The organism is Corynebacterium sp. (assembly GCF_030826625.1).
Lineage (GTDB): Bacteria > Actinomycetota > Actinomycetes > Mycobacteriales > Mycobacteriaceae > Corynebacterium.
The window spans coordinates 1-18017 of sequence record NZ_JAPJNQ010000048.1; the positions used below are offsets into that span (position 1 = coordinate 1).

26 protein-coding genes are annotated in these 18017 nt (G+C 55.3%); 10 read left to right on the top strand and 16 right to left on the bottom strand.

Annotation, left to right across the window (positions count from 1 at the left end; translation table 11 throughout):
* The 3 genes from rplE to rplN form a co-directional block, all read right to left on the bottom strand.
* On the bottom strand, window positions 1-448 hold a 448-nt coding region (gene rplE / locus RCH87_RS07055; protein ID WP_306516012.1), incomplete at its 3' end, for a 50S ribosomal protein L5.
* Between the two features lie 3 nt (window positions 449-451).
* Window positions 452-766: a 50S ribosomal protein L24 gene (gene rplX, locus RCH87_RS07060; RefSeq protein WP_018121290.1), complete on the bottom strand. Its 315-nt coding sequence runs from the start codon at window positions 764-766 to the stop codon at window positions 452-454.
* Entirely contained in the window at window positions 767-1138 is a 372-nt protein-coding gene (gene rplN / locus RCH87_RS07065) for a 50S ribosomal protein L14 (protein WP_018121291.1), read from the bottom strand.
* A 433-nt stretch (window positions 1139-1571) separates the two neighbouring features.
* On the opposite strand from rplN, the gene RCH87_RS07070 reads away from it, so the two are divergent.
* The 3 genes from RCH87_RS07070 (at window position 1572) to RCH87_RS07080 (ending at window position 4599) form a co-directional block, all read left to right on the top strand.
* Window positions 1572-2594 (top strand): iron ABC transporter permease, encoded by a 1023-nt coding sequence (locus tag RCH87_RS07070; RefSeq protein WP_306516013.1) that lies wholly within the window; start codon window positions 1572-1574, stop codon window positions 2592-2594.
* Window positions 2591-3685, top strand: coding sequence for an iron chelate uptake ABC transporter family permease subunit (locus RCH87_RS07075; RefSeq protein ID WP_306516014.1), 1095 nt, complete (start codon window positions 2591-2593; stop codon window positions 3683-3685). The genes RCH87_RS07070 and RCH87_RS07075 overlap by 4 nt, the downstream gene beginning before the upstream one ends.
* A gap of 113 nt (window positions 3686-3798) precedes the next feature.
* Window positions 3799-4599 (top strand): ABC transporter ATP-binding protein, encoded by an 801-nt coding sequence (locus RCH87_RS07080; RefSeq protein ID WP_306516015.1) that lies wholly within the window; start codon window positions 3799-3801, stop codon window positions 4597-4599.
* Window positions 4600-4606: 7 nt separating this feature from the next.
* On the opposite strand, the gene RCH87_RS07085 is transcribed toward RCH87_RS07080, so the two are convergent.
* From RCH87_RS07085 to rpsJ, 12 genes are all read right to left on the bottom strand, one after another.
* Window positions 4607-5572 carry an iron-siderophore ABC transporter substrate-binding protein gene (locus RCH87_RS07085; RefSeq protein WP_306516016.1) on the bottom strand — a complete coding sequence of 322 codons (966 nt, stop codon included), beginning with the start codon at window positions 5570-5572 and terminating at the stop codon, window positions 4607-4609.
* Between the two features lie 203 nt (window positions 5573-5775).
* A complete protein-coding gene (rpsQ, locus tag RCH87_RS07090; protein ID WP_306516017.1) occupies window positions 5776-6084 on the bottom strand; it encodes a 30S ribosomal protein S17 in 309 nt (102 codons plus the stop codon).
* A gap of 2 nt (window positions 6085-6086) precedes the next feature.
* Window positions 6087-6317 (bottom strand): 50S ribosomal protein L29, encoded by a 231-nt coding sequence (gene rpmC, locus RCH87_RS07095; RefSeq protein ID WP_021353222.1) that lies wholly within the window; start codon window positions 6315-6317, stop codon window positions 6087-6089.
* Complete coding sequence (gene rplP / locus RCH87_RS07100) at window positions 6317-6733, bottom strand: 50S ribosomal protein L16 (RefSeq protein WP_306516018.1); 417 nt, start codon at window positions 6731-6733, stop codon at window positions 6317-6319. Before rplP ends, rpmC begins: the two co-directional genes overlap by 1 nt.
* Before the next feature lie 3 nt (window positions 6734-6736).
* Window positions 6737-7474, bottom strand: a complete 738-nt coding sequence (gene rpsC / locus RCH87_RS07105; protein WP_306516019.1) for a 30S ribosomal protein S3 — start codon at window positions 7472-7474, stop codon at window positions 6737-6739.
* Window positions 7475-7837: a 50S ribosomal protein L22 gene (rplV, locus tag RCH87_RS07110; protein WP_306516020.1), complete on the bottom strand. Its 363-nt coding sequence runs from the start codon at window positions 7835-7837 to the stop codon at window positions 7475-7477.
* 3 nt (window positions 7838-7840) lie between these two features.
* Complete coding sequence (rpsS, locus tag RCH87_RS07115) at window positions 7841-8116, bottom strand: 30S ribosomal protein S19 (protein ID WP_018121303.1); 276 nt, start codon at window positions 8114-8116, stop codon at window positions 7841-7843.
* Between the two features lie 16 nt (window positions 8117-8132).
* The gene (gene rplB, locus RCH87_RS07120; RefSeq protein ID WP_306516021.1) at window positions 8133-8969 is read right to left on the bottom strand and encodes a 50S ribosomal protein L2; all 837 of its coding nucleotides are present in this window, start codon (window positions 8967-8969) and stop codon (window positions 8133-8135) included.
* Window positions 8970-8993: 24 nt separating this feature from the next.
* On the bottom strand, window positions 8994-9296 hold the full coding sequence (gene rplW, locus RCH87_RS07125) for a 50S ribosomal protein L23 (protein ID WP_306516022.1): 303 nt from the start codon (window positions 9294-9296) through the stop codon (window positions 8994-8996).
* Window position 9297: 1 nt separating this feature from the next.
* Complete coding sequence (gene rplD / locus RCH87_RS07130) at window positions 9298-9957, bottom strand: 50S ribosomal protein L4 (RefSeq protein ID WP_306516024.1); 660 nt, start codon at window positions 9955-9957, stop codon at window positions 9298-9300.
* Between the two features lie 2 nt (window positions 9958-9959).
* Complete coding sequence (gene rplC / locus RCH87_RS07135) at window positions 9960-10610, bottom strand: 50S ribosomal protein L3 (RefSeq protein WP_306516025.1); 651 nt, start codon at window positions 10608-10610, stop codon at window positions 9960-9962.
* 54 nt (window positions 10611-10664) lie between these two features.
* Window positions 10665-10970: a 30S ribosomal protein S10 gene (gene rpsJ, locus RCH87_RS07140; RefSeq protein ID WP_018121308.1), complete on the bottom strand. Its 306-nt coding sequence runs from the start codon at window positions 10968-10970 to the stop codon at window positions 10665-10667.
* Between the two features lie 737 nt (window positions 10971-11707).
* Between rpsJ and RCH87_RS07145 the strand changes: the two genes are divergently transcribed.
* From RCH87_RS07145 to RCH87_RS07175, 7 genes are all read left to right on the top strand, one after another.
* Window positions 11708-12184: an Asp23/Gls24 family envelope stress response protein gene (locus tag RCH87_RS07145; RefSeq protein ID WP_306516026.1), complete on the top strand. Its 477-nt coding sequence runs from the start codon at window positions 11708-11710 to the stop codon at window positions 12182-12184.
* 2 nt (window positions 12185-12186) lie between these two features.
* Window positions 12187-12525, top strand: a complete 339-nt coding sequence (locus tag RCH87_RS07150; RefSeq protein ID WP_306516027.1) for a hypothetical protein — start codon at window positions 12187-12189, stop codon at window positions 12523-12525.
* A 23-nt stretch (window positions 12526-12548) separates the two neighbouring features.
* Entirely contained in the window at window positions 12549-12737 is a 189-nt protein-coding gene (locus tag RCH87_RS07155; protein ID WP_306516028.1) for a hypothetical protein, read from the top strand.
* Window positions 12737-14194 carry a hypothetical protein gene (locus RCH87_RS07160; protein WP_306516029.1) on the top strand — a complete coding sequence of 486 codons (1458 nt, stop codon included), beginning with the start codon at window positions 12737-12739 and terminating at the stop codon, window positions 14192-14194. Before RCH87_RS07155 ends, RCH87_RS07160 begins: the two co-directional genes overlap by 1 nt.
* Entirely contained in the window at window positions 14187-14744 is a 558-nt protein-coding gene (locus RCH87_RS07165) for a DUF6286 domain-containing protein (RefSeq protein WP_306516030.1), read from the top strand. Before RCH87_RS07160 ends, RCH87_RS07165 begins: the two co-directional genes overlap by 8 nt.
* Window positions 14741-15304 (top strand): alkaline shock response membrane anchor protein AmaP, encoded by a 564-nt coding sequence (gene amaP / locus RCH87_RS07170; protein WP_306516031.1) that lies wholly within the window; start codon window positions 14741-14743, stop codon window positions 15302-15304. The genes RCH87_RS07165 and amaP overlap by 4 nt, the downstream gene beginning before the upstream one ends.
* Before the next feature lie 194 nt (window positions 15305-15498).
* On the top strand, window positions 15499-16758 hold the full coding sequence (locus RCH87_RS07175) for a cation:proton antiporter (RefSeq protein WP_306516032.1): 1260 nt from the start codon (window positions 15499-15501) through the stop codon (window positions 16756-16758).
* A gap of 223 nt (window positions 16759-16981) precedes the next feature.
* Here RCH87_RS07175 and tuf read toward each other — a convergent pair.
* The coding region (tuf, locus tag RCH87_RS07180; protein WP_306516033.1) for an elongation factor Tu at window positions 16982-18017 on the bottom strand (1036 nt) is incomplete at its 5' end.

The window sequence follows — 18017 nt, forward strand, 5'->3', positions numbered from 1 at the left end:
TGTCGATGTCGATCTCGTAGAACATGGTCTGCTCGGACAGGCCGAAGGTGTAGTTACCGTGACCATCGAACTGCTGATCAGACAGACCGCGGAAGTCACGAATACGTGGCAGCGCGATCGTCAGCAGACGATCCAAGAACTCCCACATACGGTCGCCGCGCAAAGTCACGCGCACACCAATTGGCATGCCTTCGCGCAACTTGAAGTTCGCGATGGACTTCTTTGCACGACGCAGCTGTGGCTTCTGACCAGTAATCAGGGTCAGGTCTTCTACGGCACCGTTAATCAGCTTGGAATCACGCGCAGCATCGCCAACACCCATGTTGACAACAATCTTGGCAACACCAGGGATCTCCATGACGTTGTCGTAGGAGAACTCGTCGTTCAGCTTGTTCTTGATTTCGTCGCGGTAACGGGTTTTCAGACGTGGAGTGTAGTTGTCGCTCATGCCTTAAATATCCTTCCCGTTGCGACGAGCAATCCGGACTTTCTTGCCGTTCTCGTCAAAGCGGTAGCCAACGCGAGTTGGGTTACCGTCAGAATCGAGCACCGCGACGTTGGAAACGTGGATTGGTGCTTCCTGGGTAACGATTCCGCCAGACTCAGCGCCACGCTCCGGAGCCGAGTTCGCAACGTGCTTCTTGATGCGGTTGACACCCTCAACCAAAACCTTGTTGGTCTTTGGGTATGCCTCAATGACCTTGCCTTGCGCGCCCTTATCTGGGCCCGAAATGACCTGGACCATATCGCCCTTGTGTACCTTCACCTAGATCACCTCCGGTGCGAGAGAAACAATCTTCATGAACTTCTTCTCACGCAGCTCACGAGCGACAGGCCCGAAGATACGGGTACCGCGTGGGTCATTGTCGTTGGAACGAAGAATGACAGCAGCGTTTTCGTCGAAAGCAATGTAGGAGCCGTCTGGACGACGGGTTTCCTTCTTTGCGCGAACGATGACGGCGCGAACGACGTCACCCTCTTTCACGTTTCCGCCTGGGACAGCTTCTTTGACAGTAGCGACGACGATGTCACCAATGCCTGCGAAGCGTCGCACGGATCCACCGAGAGCTCGGATGACGAGAATTTCTCGTGCACCGGAGTTATCGGCGACCTTCAGGCGCGATTCTTGTTGAATCACAGTTGGTCTCCTGACCTGGATTTATGTGCGAAAAGATTTCCGTCCTGATCGCACTCGGTCTTGTTCTTGCAGTTACCTGATGCTTGTCGACGAACACGCCACAGAAAAAGTCAGTGGCGGTCGAAGGGTCTCGGCGGTTGCGATTCGGAAACGCATCACAAATCCACCGACCTGCATCGGCAACCCTGCTATTCAACCACAGCCTGGGATGATTGTTCAACTCAGTTCGCGACTTGTAGCTGCGGCCGTGCCGGTGGTCGCGTCCGGGATAATTTGCGCAATCGATGCGCAATAACACATATCTAAATCCAGCAAATAGCCTAGGCATGGCTAATTCTCTGCTGAGAGGGTAGGCTGTCCAAGTTGAAAACATTTCGGTGGCAGGTCTCGGCGGTCAAAAACTCTCCGGCCTGCTGAAAACGAAGGATGGTTCATGCAGGCACCTGCACTTTTTGCCCGCCGTACGCTGGGCATGCTGGCGATACTCGCCGCCATCGTGGTGATGATCTGCTTCAGCATCGCCCTCGGCGCTAACCCTTTGCCCTGGGGTGAAGTCTGGAATGGCCTGCTTGCCCGCGATAACTCCGAAGCCGCCATCATTGTCTGGACCCTGCGCATCCCCCGTACCGTCGTGGCGATCGCGACCGGCGCAGCCTTCGGCGTGGCGGGTGCTCTCATCCAGGCGTTAACACGCAACCCACTGGCCGATCCCGGTATCCTCGGAGTCAATGCCGGCGCCGGATTCGCGGTCACCTTAGGCGTCGGGTTTTTCGGATTGACCAGCATCAGCGGGTATATCTGGTTCGCCTTCCTAGGCGCAGCGATCACCACCGTAGTGGTTTATTTCATCGGCTCTGGCGCATCGTTAGGGGCAAGCGGCAAGGCAAACCCCGCGACGTTGGTGCTAGCCGGTGTGGCTTTGGCGGCGGTGCTTTCTGGAATCACACAGTTTCTTACCCTGATCGACCCCGACACTTTCCAAGCCATCCGCAACTGGAGCTTGGGGTCTGTTGCCCGCGCCGACCTCTCTGATACCGCTCTAGTCGCACCATTCCTAGCGGCAGGTTTGGTTCTCGCGCTAGCGATTTCGTCGTCACTGAATTCGATTGCGCTTGGCGACGACCTCGCTGCTTCACTTGGCACCAAAGTCGTGCGTACCCGCGTGCTGGGCATCATTGCGGTCACGCTGCTGGCAGGTGGTGCCACCGCACTGACGGGCGGTCTGGCTTTCGTCGGTCTGATGGTTCCGCACGTCGTGCGGTGGATAGTCGGCCCGGATCAGCGCTGGATCATTATTTATTCAGCCCTGGCAGCACCTGTGCTGGTGTTGGCTTCCGACGTCATCGGCCGCGTCATCGCGCGTCCTGGAGAAATTGAAGTCGGCATCATCACTGCAGTGGTCGGCGCACCGGTGCTGATCATGCTGGTGCGCCGTCGGAAAGCGAGTGGACTATGAGTACCCAGTCACAGGACACACAAGTACCTGCACCGGTGGACCCTGGTTACCGCAAACTCGTCGTGCGCACTAGGTGGGTCTCACTGCAGTTCCCTACCCGCCTTCTGCTGACCGCGCTAATCTTGTTCGCCCTAGCTCTGATCGGGGCGATCGCGGCCATCACTCTCGGCGAATATCCACTGGATTTGGGCGAAGTGATAACCGCCTTGTTCAGCGGCGGAGATGGTTTCGATACCACCATCGTGCGTGAATGGCGCTTACCCATCGCCGTGGCCGCCGTCGCCTTCGGTGCGTTACTTGGCATCGGCGGGGCAATTTTCCAATCACTGACCCGCAATCCGCTCGGCTCGCCGGACATCATCGGCTTCGATGCGGGTGCTTATACCGCCGTCGTCATCACGATGCTGGTGATCGGCACGAGTAGTTTTTGGTCGATCGCCGCGGCCTCCATTATCGGTGGCATCATCACCGCCTTAGCGGTCTACGTCTTGGCGTGGCGCAAAGGCGTACAGGGATTCCGGTTGATCATCGTCGGCATTGGCATCTCCGCCATGTTGACCTCGTTGAATTCGTATCTCATCACCCGCGCCGATGTGGAAGAAGGCATGCAGGTTGGTTTTTGGGCAGCCGGATCCATCACGAAAGTGACCTGGCAAGGCCTGCTGCCCACGCTGGTGCTCGGGGTAATCGTCATCATCGGGGCTGCAATACTGTCGCGTCCGCTACGGCACTTAGAGCTTGGCGACGACGCCGCGACGACGCAAGGCTTCGAAGTCAACCGTGCGCGCCTGCTGCTTATCGTGGTGGGGGTTGCTACCACTGCGCTCGTGACAGCAGCTGCCGGGCCAATTTCGTTTATTGCGTTGGTCGCACCGCAAATCGCTCGCCGATTAATGCACACCGCTGGGGTTTCTCTCCTCGGCGCCGCCGCTATGGGCGCTGTGTTGTTAACCGGAGCACACGTATTGTCGTTGATTATCGCCACGTTCTACCGGCAAATTCCGGTCGGCTTGATCACCGTCGTCATCGGCGGCATGTACATGTTGTGGCTACTGATACGCGAATCTAAGCGACATTACGGCACCGGCTGACAAAGAAGGATACACCTCGGCTCAGGAACCAGCTCGGCTCATACCTTGCTGTCCACTCACAAACCCACGCGAACGCCCCCACACATACTCCCCCACACTGAGAAGCAATAACGATGAACTCTACTGCTCCACGTCTCCGCGTCGTCAATGCCACCATCGGTTATGACACCGCCACCATTTCCCGCGATATCAACGTCGAAATCCCGGATAATTCCTTCACCGCGATAATCGGCCCGAATGGTTGTGGTAAATCAACCTTGCTTCGTGCATTTTCGCGGGTACTCACCCCATCGCAAGGTGAGGTGCTTCTTGATGGCAAAGCGATCGCCAGCTTGCCCGCTAAACAGGTCGCGCGACAGTTGGGGCTATTACCGCAGTCTTCTAGCTCGCCAGATGGAATTCGGGTGGCTGATTTGATTGCGCGTGGGCGCGCTCCTTATCAGAGCCTGTTTCACCAGTGGAGCAAGCAGGATGAGCAGGCTGTCGCTGAGGCACTGGCTGCGACTCGTTTGGAAGATATTTCAGGGAAATTAGTAGCTGAATTATCGGGTGGGCAGCGCCAGCGCGTGTGGATTGCGATGTTGTTGGCGCAGCAAACTCCGATCATGTTGCTGGACGAGCCAACTACGTTTCTGGATATTGCGCACCAGTACGAATTAATGGAGCTCATGCGCGATTTCCACGAAAGAGGAAAAACTATCGTCGCGGTATTGCACGATCTAAATCAAGCAGCACGGTATGCCGATCATTTGATCGTGATGAAAAAGGGCGAGATAGTGACCACCGGAGCCCCCGGTGAAGTATTGGACGCCGAATTGGTCGAAGACGTCTATGGTTTAGCGGCGATGGTGGTCCCCGACCCAGTCACGGGCACACCGTCCGTGTGCCCGTTGGACCCCCGAAAGCCTCGCTAGTTGGCGATTATTTAGCGGTATCGCTGAGCTTCTCAGTGAATTTATCGATGGAATATGGGATGGTGCGAGGGTTCGGCAAGGACATGGCGGTCCCGGTGAGGTCATCGAAGTAAAAGACGTTGCCGTTTTTCACGGCATCGATGTTTTGGAATGCCTCCAGGGACTTAATCTTGTCGGCTGCACCTTCCCAGTCCACGATGAACAGGTAGTCGACCTGGTTATATTCGCTGAAATTTTCAGCCGCGATGGTCCGGTAGAATTCGCCGTCGGTGTCTTGCAGCTCCTCCGGAATGACAAAGCCAAGGTCTTCGATGAATTGCCCACGACCATCACCAGAGGTGTACAGGCTCAGCTGGTTGTCAGATGGCAATGCGATGGCCGCGGTTTTGCCCTGCAGTTCTGGGTGGTCCTCCCGGAATTTCTCGAAGGCAGCATTCGTCTCGTCGATAAGCTTTTGGCCTTCGTCTTCTTTATCCAACGCCTTGGCGATGGTTTCTACTTGCTTTTCCCACGGAATTTGCCAATCGCTATCTTCTGCGGAGTGCAGCGTGGTCGGCGCAATGGTTTCGAATTTCTTCTTGGTTTCGTCATCAATTGAGTGATTGACTGCGATGATCTTCGTGGGGTCCGTTGCTGCTATCGCCTCGATGTGCTGTTGATCGAAGCCGCCGGAAGTATCGCGGATCAGGGCAGGATCAGCGCCACTCAATAGATCTTCCGACCACGGTCCTACCCCATCGTTGGAGCCTGCCCACGGGGCAATCGCGACTGGGGTCTCACCGAGAGCCAGGACCGTATCGGCATCGCCCAGGCCGACTGCCGCAATTCGTTCTTCCGAAGTGGCCTCCATCTTTTCGTCAGAGCTATCTGCGCTGTCGGCAGAGTCTTGCGAGTTCGAGCATCCTGCGGCGAGCAATGCAAAGCCGGCCAGGCTCGCAGTTACTGCGGTTTTAATGCTAAAACGTCGGAACATCCATTCACCTTTCGTCGTGTTTCGTTGAAATCGACTGAAGTCAACTCAGATTAGCCTATCATGATATGGATTCCCTAAGTTAAAAAGAAACCCCGCACGGGCGGGCCGTAGCGGGGTGTTTTGCCTGGTCGTGAGTTAGCTAACGACCAGGCGTCTCAAACGAGTGTCGCCGTCGACAGGTATAAATTCTGTCCGTTGTTGGACTACTTAGCCTTTTCGACGATCGCTGCGAGACGGTAGTGCTTGTCTTTCGACAGCGGACGGGTCTCGACGATGCGGACGCGGTCACCAATGCCGGCGATCTCGTCTTCGTCGTGAGCCTTAACCTTGCTGTTCGAGCGCATAATCTTGCCGTACAGCGCGTGCTGCTTACGGTCTTCGAGCTCGACGACAATGGTCTTTTGCATTTTGTCAGATACGACGTAGCCGATCCGAACCTTGCGGGCGCCCTTTTCCTTTTCTTTCTTCGGGGTAGGGCCCTTGGTGGAATCTGTCACAGTTGCCTCACTCATAGTTATGCCTCAGCTCCTGGAGTTTCGGTCATACCCAACTCACGTTCCCGAAGCACGGTGTAGACGCGGGCAATGTCGCGCTTGACGACGCCGATGCGGCGGTTGTTCGTCAGCTGACCGGTTGCCAGTTGGAAACGCAGGTTGAATAGTTCTTCCTTAGCGTCACTTAGACGCTGCTTGAGCTCTTTTTCGTCAAGCTCGCGGAACTCGGATGCAGGGGTACCGGTTGCCATTATAGCTGGTCCTCCTTCTTGATGATGCGGACCTTGCATGGCAGCTTTTGGCTGGCACGACGCAGAGCCTCAATAGCGACTGCTTCGTTCGGGTACGACATTTCGAAAAGTACGCGGCCCGGTTTAACGTTGGCTACCCACTTCTCGACAGGTCCCTTACCGGAACCCATACGTACACCGAGTGGCTTTTGCGTCAGTGGACGGTCCGGGAAGATGTTGATCCACACTTTACCTCCACGCTTGACGTGGCGGTTGATGGCGATACGTGCGGACTCGATCTGGCGGTTGGTGACATAGGCAGGCTCCAGAGCCTGGATTGCGTAGTCACCGAAATTGATGCGGTTTCCGCCCTTCGAGACACCGCTACGCTTTGGGCGGTGCTGGCGACGGAATTTCACGCGCTTAGGAATAAGCATGCTTTAGTCCTTCTTCTGCTGAGCGCGCTGGCGGCGCTGGCCACCACGGCGAGGACGACGATCGCCCCGGCCACGACGCTCGGATGGTGCGTTCAGTTCGGATTCCCGTACGCCGCCGACGACGTCGCCCTTATAGATCCATACCTTGATGCCGATGCGGCCAAAGGTGGTGTGGGCTTCGGCGGTGCCGTAGTCAATTTCTGCACGCAAGGTGTGCAGTGGGACGCGACCTTCGTGGTAACGCTCAACGCGGGACATGTCGGCACCAGCCAGACGACCGGAGCACATGACCTTGATGCCCTTGACTTGCGGCTGGCGCATTGCAGATTGAATCGCCTTGCGCATAGCGCGGCGGAATGCAACACGGTTAACCAGCTGTTCAGCGATGGACTGAGCAACCAAGGTGGCGTTAGCGTCGACCTGCTTAACTTCCAGGATGTTCAGCGCGACCATCTTGCCGGTGAGCTTTTCCAGCTCTCGGCGAATGCGGTCAGCTTCCGCACCACGACGACCGATGACGATGCCCGGACGAGCGGTGTGGATGTCTACGCGGACGCGGTCACGAGTGCGCTCGATGACGACGTCGGCGATACCTGCACGATCCAGTCCCTTGGACAGGAAATTGCGGATCTTGATGTCTTCGGCCACGTAGTCTGCGTAGTCTTTGTCAGCAAACCAGTGGGTATTCCAGTTAGCGGTAATACCCAAACGTAGGCCGTGTGGATGGATCTTGTTACCCATTTACTTGGCACCTTCTTCCTGGCTTTCGACTACCACAGTGATGTGGCTGGTGCGCTTACGGATCATGAACGCACGACCCTGAGCACGCGGTTGGAAACGACGCATGGTTGGACCTTCGTTGGCGTAAGCCTCCGAGATAACCAAGGTGCTTGGGTTCAGGCCGAAGTTGTTTTCAGCGTTGGCGGCAGCCGAGGCAACTACCTTGGCGACTGGCTTCGCTGCGGCCTGTGGGGCGTACTTCAGGATAGCTAGAGCTTCAGAAACTGACTTTCCGCGCACCAGGTCGATGACGCGACGTGCCTTCATTGGGGTTACACGCACGTACCGAGCAGTGGCGGATGCGCTGGTGATAACGTCACTCATCGCTTATCGCCTCTTCTTATCTTCTTTGACGTGACCCTTGAAGGTCTTGGTAGGAGCAAATTCGCCGAGTTTGTGGCCGACCATGGAGTCTTCCACGAATACGGGAACGTGCTTGCGGCCATCGTGCACCGCGAAGGTGTGTCCGATGAAGTCCGGCAGGATGGTGGAACGGCGGGACCAGGTTTTGATTACCTGCTTGGTGCCCTTTTCGTTCTGAGCGTCCACCTTGTTGAGGAGGTGCTCATCGACGAACGGGCCTTTCTTTAGACTGCGTGGCATAGCGTGTTACCTCCTCTTAGCGTTTCTTGTTCGGGCGACGACGGCGCACGATCATGTTGTTGGAATAGCGATTCGGGTTCCGGGTGCGACCTTCCTTCTTGCCCCATGGGGATACTGGGTGGCGACCACCGGAAGACTTACCTTCACCACCACCGTGTGGGTGGTCGATCGGGTTCATGACAACACCACGGACGGTAGGACGAACGCCCTTCCAGCGCATACGTCCTGCCTTACCCCAGCGGATGTTCATCTGCTCAGCGTTACCAACGGAACCGACGGTAGCGCGACAGCGAATGTCAACGCGACGGATTTCCGAGGAAGGCATACGCAGGATGGCGTACTTGCCTTCTTTACCCAGCAACTGAATCGAGGAACCAGCGGAACGTGCCAACTTGGCACCTGCGCCTGGCTTCAGTTCTACAGCGTGGATGGTGGTACCAGTTGGGATGTTACGCAACGGCAGGTTGTTGCCAACCTTGATGTCTGCATCCGCGCCGGACTCAACAACGGTATGCTGCTTCAGGCCCTTAGGGGCGATGATGTAGCGCTTTTCGCCGTCGGCGTAGTGCAGCAAAGCGATGTTTGCAGTGCGGTTTGGATCGTATTCGATGTGCGCAACTTTGGCTGGAATGCCGTCTTTGTCGTTGCGACGGAAATCGATCAGACGGTAACGGCGCTTGTGGCCGCCACCAATGTGCCGAGCGGTGATGTGTCCGTGTACGTTACGACCACCGGTTTTGTGCAGTGGACGCAGTAGCGACTTTTCCGGGGTGGAACGGGTGATTTCCTGAAAGTCGGAAACGGAGCTCGCGCGGCGACCCGGAGTTGTCGGCTTGTATTTACGAATAGCCATAATTCTTCCTTACCTTCCGAAGTCTTAGGCGTTAGAGCCGAAGATATCGATGGAGTCGCTGCCCTCGCGAAGAGTTACATAAGCGCGCTTGGTGGCTTTCCGACGACCGAAACCAGTGCGGGTGCGCTTGCGCTTACCCTCGCGGTTCAGGGTGTTGACGGATGCTACCTTCACGCCGAAGATTTCTTCAACGGCATTTTTGATCTGGTTCTTGTTGGAGTCCTTGGCGACGTTGAACGCGTAAGTGTTCTGTTCCATCAGGCCGTAGGACTTCTCGGAAACAACCGGTGCGATGATGATATCGCGTGGGTTCACGATTTTAGCCATGTTAGTTTTCCTCCCCTGCAGCGGCGACTTCTGCTCCGCGGTTAATGAAGGTATGCAGGGCTGCAGCTGAAAATACGACGTCATCGGAATTCAGCACGTCGTAGGTGTTGAGCTGGCCAGAATCCAGGATGTGGACGTTTGGCAGGTTGTTGGCGCTGCGCTTTGCGTTCAAATCCTCGCGGTTGATAACCAGCAGGATCTTCTTGTTCGAAGAAACGCGCTCCAAGAATGCTTTCGCTTTCTTGGTGGATGGCTCTTGGCCTGGCACCAGTTCGTCGATGACGTGGATGCGGCCGTTACGAGCACGATCAGACAGAGCACCAAACAGGGCAGCTTTGATCATTTTCTTTGGCGTGCGCTGTGCGTAGTCGCGTGGGACTGGACCATGCACGATGCCACCGCCGGTGTAGTGAGGAGCACGAATCGAGCCCTGACGAGCGCGACCGGTTCCCTTCTGACGGAACGGTTTACGGCCACCACCACGGACTTCACCGCGGGTCTTAACCTTGTGGGTACCGGAACGGCCGGCAGCAAGCTGAGCAGTAACAACCTGGTGCATGGTGGCAACCGAGGTTGTTACGTCGAAAATGTCAGCTGGCAATTCGACGGTGCCGTTGGTGGAGCCTTCAGCGGTCTGTACATCTAGCGTGAGGTTACTCATGCTTATGCACCACCCTTCACAGCGGTTTTAACGGTAACGACGCCCTTGTTGACACCGGGGATAGCACCCTTGATGAGCAGCAAGTTAGATTCTGCGTCGATCTTTTGAATCTTCAAGTTCTGGGTGGTGACTCGGTCACGACCCATACGGCCGGCCATGCGCTTGCCTTTGAAAACACGGCCTGGGGTTGCAGCACCACCAATGCCACCGACTCGACGGTGTGCAGCTTGGTTACCGTGCGAGGCACCCTGACCAGCGAAGCCATGGCGCTTCATGGCGCCAGCGTAGCCCTTACCTTTGGTGATACCAGTGACGTCGACGAGGTTAACGCCCTCGAAGATGTCGACGGTTACTTCTTGACCGACTTCGTAGGCGGAGGTGTCATCCATACGGATTTCCGCTACGTGACGGCGGGGGGTAACGCCGGCTTTCTTGAAGTGACCTGCTTGCGGCTTTGCAGTTTTACGTGGGTCGATCTCGCCGAAGGCGATCTGGATGGCGGTGTAGCCGTCCTTTTCTTTGGTGCGGATCTGGGTAACCACGCAAGGACCAGCTTCGACGACGGTAACCGGAACAACCCGGTTATTCTCGTCGAAGACCTGAGTCATGCCGAGCTTGGTGCCCAGAATGCCCTTGATCTCTTTTTCGCTCATTATTTGTTCTCCACTGACAGTGTTAGACAGTTGTACGTAGTTTTCGCTTCGCGATTACTGAATGTTGACATCAACGCTGGCCGGAAGATCGATACGCATCAATGCGTCAACGGTCTTTGGCGTCGGGTCGAGAATGTCGATCAAGCGCTTGTGAGTGCGCATTTCGAAGTGTTCACGCGAATCGGTGTACTTGTGTGGAGAACCGATAACGGCATAGACGTTCTTTTCAGTCGGCAGTGGCACAGGCCCGACAACGCGGGCGCCAGTGCGTGTGACTGTCTCGACAATCTTCTTTGCCGAGACGTCAATTGCCTCATGATCGTAGGCCTTGAGCCTAATGCGGATTTTTTGTCCCGCCACGATTATCCTCTTCCTCGCTTGCTTTCGCCTCTATCTGAACGAAAGCTCGCTTTTCGATTTCTCTTCAACGTTGTCCGCGTCCAGGGCTAGCTGAATGCAAAGCAACGTCAGTATTCGGTTTTTCTGACACGCACCGGATACGGCCTGACACGCAAATAGATCGCGTTAAGCCATAACAGTTCCGGTTAAAACCTAACTGTGTACTGCCGCTGTTTACTTGCTATGCCCCTTCTCCGGTACTCCCGCTCGGGATACCCAGTCTGTAGCGACGGACCTAGCCCGATTGGCAGCCCTTCTGTGCATTTTGTGCGACCCCTGATGTTTTGAGAGTTTTTTAGGAGCCATGCACGACGAAGGTGTCATGATTGCTTAACCACAGTGCATCTGGCTAGCACGGTATTCGCCGTAGTTCTAGGCGGACTACACCCTGTCTAAGCAACCTAGCCATTTAAACACGTCAAACGATATTGTTCAACCCCAGCACTCCCAATTGATACATATCCGATCACTCAACCGGTAGGGGTGATCTATACCACCCCCGCGCACTTTCGGTGGTTTTCCCGTAAAATGAACACGACCAAGCAAGGCAGGCCACAACAAATTGCGGCTTTCGCCTCTTGGCAGTTTCAGAACAAGCCCCGGGTGCTCCAGGATTCTCACTGCGATCACCGCTACGGCTACTTAGCCACCGGGGTCTCATCTTTTAACCATGAGACAGCAGAAAGGTAGGCGCCAAAATGGCCGACCAAAAACAAAACCAGAACCAGTCTTCTGACAACACCCCTGCTCGCAAAGTCAACAGCAACCTGGAAACCGAGCACGGCACCACCACCATCGATGACGGTGTAGTTGGCAAGATCGCTGGCTTGGCAACCCGCGAAGTATCGGGTGTTGCTTCTCTGGGATCCACCTCTCAGCGTGTCATGGGCTCCATTCGCCAGACCTTCGGTTCGGAAGACGTTAAGCAGGGCGTATCCGTTGAGGTCGAAGATGGCACCGCTTCTGTTGAGGTGGCCATCACCGCTGAATACGGCGTTGCCATTCACGAGCTGGCCGACGCTATCCGTCGTAACGTCATCTCCGCTGTTGAGCGCATGACTGGCCTGAACGTCTCCGGCGTTGACGTCAACGTTCACGACGTCAAGCTGCCTGGCGACGAGGAAGAAGAAGACGAAGACGAGCAGACCGCTATCTCGTCTGGCCAGGATCGCTAAACATGGCCGCAACTCAAGCACCCCAGCTTGAGGTGGCGGATGCGCGATCCATCGCATCCAACGTTAAAGATGTTCACGGGGTAGCCGGGCTCCATGCCGGTCGTTTCGGCGAGGTTGCCTTGCTCTACCCTGGCGAACGCATTTCTGGCCTACGCCGAGTACCTGGTGCAGGTGAATTACACATCGAAATTCACATCACCGCTGATTATGCAGCGGGCGTGAATTTGCACGATCTCGCATCTGATATCCGCGATGTTGCTCAGACAGCCTGCTCCATCGAACTAGGCCGCGTGGACGTGATCTTTTCTGATGCCACCGATAGCTCCACATCTACCCAGTAGTAAGACTTTTGAGGACGGGTCCTATGAACAACATGAGTTACACATTGATTGGCGCACTGGTCGGCATTGGTATTTTGCTGCTGATCTACATCACCGGATGGTATTCCCTCTGGGCGATTCCGTTTGCACTTATCGGCGCTGCCATTGGCGCACATTTCGATGGCCGTATTGATCTGACGAATATTTTCTCTTCAGGCAAAGGTCAGGGCTAATGGAAAAGCAGGATAAACCTGCGGCCAACACGGAATCACTTGCGAGCACTGAATCCAGCCAGAACGAAGTTGCTAAAAACTCCTCGCAGACTGCAGGCACCACTAGTTACAAGACCCGCGTTGCAGAACACGTCGTCGAACGTGCGATCTACCGGGTTCCAGGAACCACCGACGTAGACGGTGGGTTGCTTTCGCGCAACTACCCTCGTTTCGATGTCCGGTTGGATCAAGAAGCGCAAAAAGCTTCTGTCGACGTCGTCATTGCCGTTGTCTGGCCTTCGCCCGCGGTTCGTGTTGCGGCCGAAGTCCGTAAGGCCGTCGCTGAAGCTTTAGACGTTTACATGGGTTACGAAGCTACGCGCGTCAACGTCACCATTGGTGAAGCGGTGCCTTCGAAGCAACGCATTAGCCGTGTTGATGTACAGGCACGCAGCAGTTTCACGCCTCGGCAGATTTCCGTTGGTGAGATTGAAGTTAGCCAACCTCAGGTCGAAGCCAAAACGGAAATACTGCGCGAAATCGTAGTTGCGAAGTCTGCACCGCTGCGTGATGTCTCGGTTGCGGATGAAGTTCCACTACGCGAGATCATCACGAATCCTCGAATTGAGGAACTCACCGAGGTGAAATCACGCAATCTTGCCGTCCAGCGCCCAGTTGAGGCTCCATGGCCAAAGCCACTCGGCGTTATCTCTGTTGCTGAACCGTCAGACCCGGTATCCGTTGAGGTTCCGGCAGCAAAGCCTCTTCGTGAAATCACGGTCAATGAATTGCCGCTTTCGCGCAAGGTGAAAGCCCCCAAACCTATGCGGCCGTTTTCACCAAGTGTGCCGTCACAGCGCAAGCTCAAGAAGGTCTACGTTCCTAAACAGCAACCGCTGCGGGAAGTCGGCGTCGTCGAACCTGTGGCATTACGCGAAGTCAGCATTGGTGAATTGCCCGTGGTTCCAGTAGAAGCGCCACAGCAGCAACCACTGCGCGACGTTGTGGTTCCAGAACCACAGGAGCTTGTCGACGTCAACACGCGCTCGTTTGCATCACGCCCTGTGGAGCTACCTCCAGAACGAAAATTGCGTAAGGTTCAAGCAAAAAAACCTCGCGTTCATTCTGCACAGGCTCCAAAGCCTCGTAAGCTCCGCGAAGTTGATATTCGTCGCAAGAAACTCCGCGAAGTTGATGTTCGTCGCAAGAAGCTCCGGAAGGTGCAAGCACCGAAGCCGTTGCCGTTGCGTGACATCGAGGTCGCCAATGCTGGTCGTCCAAGCAGCCCAGTGGTGCCGAAGCAACGGAAACTGCGTAAAGTTCGCACTCCAATGAAGCAGCAATTGCGTAAGCCTTATGCGCCAATGGATCATCCGTTCCGCAAGGTGACTGTCCCACGACAGCAGCCCTTGCGCGAAATTTACCGCAAGGATACGCGTCAGGTGATCCAAGAGATGAGAGGTGGTTCACGTGGCTAAGAGTCAGGAATTCCACGGTCAGGAACCAAAAGCATCGCCAATAGCACGTGCGCTGGCTGTTATTCTTGGGCTATTGTTGCTGGCTGTTGCCGGAGTCGTAATTCGCGAACTCGCAGTAGTCATGCCAAACAGTGACCAGCAGAGCTGGATCACCCCAATTACGGAATTTTTCGGCCAGGATGAATTGCCCGAGTGGATTGTCTGGGCTGGCGTCGCTGCTATCGTTCTCGGCGTAGTCCTGCTTATCGTGACCTTTAAGCCTCGTGCTCGCACGCACCGTGCGGTCAAAAGCGATGCGCCCACCTGGTTGCGTCCGGTCGATATCGCTCGTATTAGTTCTGCTACCGCGCAGCAACTACCAGGGGCACGCTCAGCTCATTCCAAATTCTCCGGCAAGAAGCTCAAGGTGGTAGTCGAAGGTGACGCCGACGATGCATCTCTGCCGGAGCGTGTAGAAAAAGCATTGGCGACGAAGCTGTCATACCTGCATGACCTACCGAAGATCGAGGTTCAGGTCGAAAACGGGAATTCTCAGGAGGGCCTATCATGAGCAAACTAACGGCTTTCATCGACCGGTTCATCTTTTTCTTGCTTTCGGTGGGGCTTATCGTTTTCGGCCTGTGGCCCGTGCTCGTGCATTTCGATGTACAGTTCGCGAAAGATCTTGCACTTTGGCGCGACCCGCAAGCATGGCAAGCGCTTCCAGAACAGGATTGGTATGAATACTTGCTCTGGGGTGTGCTAGCCGGAACGATCATCATCGGCTTGTGGTTGATCGTCATCAACCTCCGCCGTAGAACGTTTTCGCGCGTAGATTCCAGCGCTTCTGATACAACAGGCAATATCACCATGCACGTTGCTCACATCGCACAGGCTGTAACGGCGCAACTAGAAAAGGATACGGATATTACGTCTGCCAAACACAAGGTATCCATAGACCGACAACGCCCGACAATCGAGTTCACTATCAATGCCCGCCCTGAGGCTGACCTAGCGAAGCTCAACGACATGATCGAATCAAGCGAAACTGATCTACGCGATGCCATTGAAGACGTCGATATCGATACCGTATACCTCCTTCACATGAATAAGGTAGAGCCAGCTATCTAAATTCGTCGTTGCAATCTGGTCGCCCAGGCCAGGAGCATCAGATCGTCACGCTGCATCAAGAATTTCCACACCGCGTATTGGGATAACACCCGATGCGCGGTTTTTTGGTCTAAACACCTGCTCATTCGCTGACTAGATTACGCAAAACATTCGCCAACGCTAATGCAAACGCATCGCCGAGCACGCTATGAATCATGACTACCAACGGGGCTGATGTTAGATACGCGCTGGCAACGGGTACGAAAGCGAACGACACGATTTACCTTGCAGCGGGAGCGACTGAATACACCGATGCTTTAGTTTCTTTCGCCTGGATCATGGCTGGGGCATTGCTGGCACCTCTGGTTGCATACGTATTCAGAAATCGGATACCGGCGGTAGCGCTGCTATTGGTATTCGGAATGCTGATAGGACCGTCGGTGCTCAATTTGGCTGCAGAAGAAGAAGGCATCGGCATGCTCAAAGAACTAGGCGTCGGCGCCCTGTTTCTGTTAGCCGGCTTCGAAATTAATCTCCAATCATTGCGCTCAAAGCAAGCTAAGACCGCGCTATCAACTTGGCTGATATGTGCCCTGGCCTGTGGCATCGGTGCATACGTCTTGTTAGGAACAATTCCTGCGGCCATCGTCGTTGCCTTAGCCCTCACTTCAACCGCTCTCGGCACACTTACACCTATGCTTAAGCAAGACAAAGTATTAGGTACGAGAGTCGGTGACGCTGTAATGATCCACGGCGCCATCGGAGAGATCGCGCCCATTACCGCGATGGCCTTGTTGTTGGGTACGCACGGAACCTGGACGACGTTACTCGTTATGGTGGCTTTTATCGCTGTAGCCTTCTTGGTTGCCATTGCGCCTTCGGCAATCGCGCACGCTATACCTGGAATCGGCAGAGCATTTGTCTCTGGCGCGGGATCAACCAATCAGACTATTCTCCGTCTCATCGTCCTCATATTGGCAACGCTGATGGCAATCGCTGCGGTGTTCGAACTTGATATCGTGCTCGGCGCATTCGCAGCAGGCATCATCCTCAACCGAATGATTCCAGACAAATTCCATGAGCCTCTAGAGCATCGCTTAGATGTTGCATTCTATTCAATGCTGATACCGCTCTTCTTCGTAGTCTCCGGTATGTCGATAAACTGGGACACTATCGTCAACAATCCGGGTAAGGTACTGGGAATACCGGCATTAATCCTTTTGACACGAGGACTACCGGTATTCCTCCGTGAGAACGTCAACAATACCGGCTCCGATATTAAGTCTTTCCGTGAGCGTTTACAGGTAGGTTTTTATTCCGCAACAGGTCTGCCAATAATCGTTGCAGTCACATCGTTAGCTGTTGATTCCGAGCTGATGAAGCAAGAAACCGCTTCAATTTTTGTCGCGGGTGGAGCACTGACCGTGGCAATTTTCCCGATTTTGGCAAATATTGTTGCAGGCAAGCGGAGCTAAGTAGAAAGAACCTTCATTCGAAAGCCTGGCACTGTTCACTCCAGCCCTGGCGAATCCCCGACGGCCACTAGAGCAACGATGGCGCATCGTGTGCTCACCCAACTCCGGGACTAATACGAAAACGCATGCAAAAAGCCGCCACCGAATAATCGGTGACGGCTAAGAACTGTCAGCTAGCCGACGCGCCCGAGAGCACGCCAGACTAGGGCGTCAAAGACTCGAATTAGTCGAGGATCTTGTTGACGACGCCGGCGCCAACGGTACGGGAGCCTTCGCGGATAGCGAAACGCAGGCCCTCGTCCATAGCGACTGGCTGGATCAGTTCAACGGACATGTCGACGTTGTCGCCAGGCATGACCATCTCGGTGCCCTCAGGCAGGGAAACAACACCGGTAACGTCGGTGGTGCGGAAGTAGAACTGAGGACGGTAGTTGTCGAAGAACGGGGTGTGGCGGCCGCCCTCGTCCTTGGACAGGACGTAAACGGAGCCTTCGAACTTCTTGTGGGTGGAGTATGCACCTGGTGCAACGATGACCTGGCCACGCTCGACGTCTTCGCGCTTGGTACCGCGAAGCAGCAGACCAGCGTTGTCGCCAGCCTCGGTGTAGTCCAGCATCTTGCGGAACATTTCGATACCGGTGATGGTGGTCTTCTGAGACTTTTCCTTGATGCCGATGATCTCGACTTCTTCGTTAACCTTCAGGGAGCCACGCTCAACACGGCCGGTAACAACGGTACCGCGACCGGTAATGGTGAAGATGTCCTCGATAGGCATCAGGAATGGCTTGTCGGTTGCACGATCTGGATCTGGGATCGACTCGTCGCAAGCGTCCATCAAGTCAACGATAGCGTTGACCCACTTCTCTTCGCCTTCGAGGGCGCCGACAGCGGAGATGTGAACGATTGGAGCGTCTTCGTCGAATTCCTGGTCAGCCAGCAACTCGCGGATTTCCATCTCAACGAGCTCGAGGATTTCCTCGTCGTCAACCATGTCGCACTTGTTCAGTGCAACCAGGATGTATGGAACGCCAACCTGGCGAGCCAGCAGAACGTGCTCGCGGGTCTGTGGCATTGGGCCGTCGGTAGCTGCAACAACCAAGATAGCGCCGTCCATCTGAGCGGCACCGGTGATCATGTTCTTGATGTAGTCAGCGTGACCTGGGGCGTCCACGTGCGCGTAGTGGCGCTTAGGAGTGGAGTACTCCACGTGGGAGATGTTGATGGTAATACCGCGCTCCTTCTCCTCAGGAGCCTTGTCG

Coding starts and splice junctions, on each gene's coding strand:
- rpmC (WP_021353222.1), bottom strand. CDS start 6,317: ATGGCAACCGGTACCCCTGCATCCGAGTTCCGCGAGCTTGACGAAAAA.
- rpsS (WP_018121303.1), bottom strand. CDS start 8,116: ATGCCACGCAGTCTAAAGAAAGGCCCGTTCGTCGATGAGCACCTCCTC.
- amaP (WP_306516031.1), top strand. CDS start 14,741: ATGAGCAAACTAACGGCTTTCATCGACCGGTTCATCTTTTTCTTGCTT.
- RCH87_RS07070 (WP_306516013.1), top strand. CDS start 1,572: ATGCAGGCACCTGCACTTTTTGCCCGCCGTACGCTGGGCATGCTGGCG.
- rpsC (WP_306516019.1), bottom strand. CDS start 7,474: ATGGGTAACAAGATCCATCCACACGGCCTACGTTTGGGTATTACCGCT.
- rplC (WP_306516025.1), bottom strand. CDS start 10,610: ATGAGCGAAAAAGAGATCAAGGGCATTCTGGGCACCAAGCTCGGCATG.
- RCH87_RS07080 (WP_306516015.1), top strand. CDS start 3,799: ATGAACTCTACTGCTCCACGTCTCCGCGTCGTCAATGCCACCATCGGT.
- rplB (WP_306516021.1), bottom strand. CDS start 8,969: ATGGCTATTCGTAAATACAAGCCGACAACTCCGGGTCGCCGCGCGAGC.
- RCH87_RS07075 (WP_306516014.1), top strand. CDS start 2,591: ATGAGTACCCAGTCACAGGACACACAAGTACCTGCACCGGTGGACCCT.
- rplV (WP_306516020.1), bottom strand. CDS start 7,837: ATGAGTGACGTTATCACCAGCGCATCCGCCACTGCTCGGTACGTGCGT.
- rplP (WP_306516018.1), bottom strand. CDS start 6,733: ATGCTTATTCCTAAGCGCGTGAAATTCCGTCGCCAGCACCGCCCAAAG.
- rpsQ (WP_306516017.1), bottom strand. CDS start 6,084: ATGAGTGAGGCAACTGTGACAGATTCCACCAAGGGCCCTACCCCGAAG.
- RCH87_RS07145 (WP_306516026.1), top strand. CDS start 11,708: ATGGCCGACCAAAAACAAAACCAGAACCAGTCTTCTGACAACACCCCT.
- RCH87_RS07150 (WP_306516027.1), top strand. CDS start 12,187: ATGGCCGCAACTCAAGCACCCCAGCTTGAGGTGGCGGATGCGCGATCC.
- rplW (WP_306516022.1), bottom strand. CDS start 9,296: ATGGCTAAAATCGTGAACCCACGCGATATCATCATCGCACCGGTTGTT.
- RCH87_RS07155 (WP_306516028.1), top strand. CDS start 12,549: ATGAACAACATGAGTTACACATTGATTGGCGCACTGGTCGGCATTGGT.
- RCH87_RS07160 (WP_306516029.1), top strand. CDS start 12,737: ATGGAAAAGCAGGATAAACCTGCGGCCAACACGGAATCACTTGCGAGC.
- rplD (WP_306516024.1), bottom strand. CDS start 9,957: ATGAGTAACCTCACGCTAGATGTACAGACCGCTGAAGGCTCCACCAAC.
- RCH87_RS07085 (WP_306516016.1), bottom strand. CDS start 5,572: ATGTTCCGACGTTTTAGCATTAAAACCGCAGTAACTGCGAGCCTGGCC.
- RCH87_RS07175 (WP_306516032.1), top strand. CDS start 15,499: ATGACTACCAACGGGGCTGATGTTAGATACGCGCTGGCAACGGGTACG.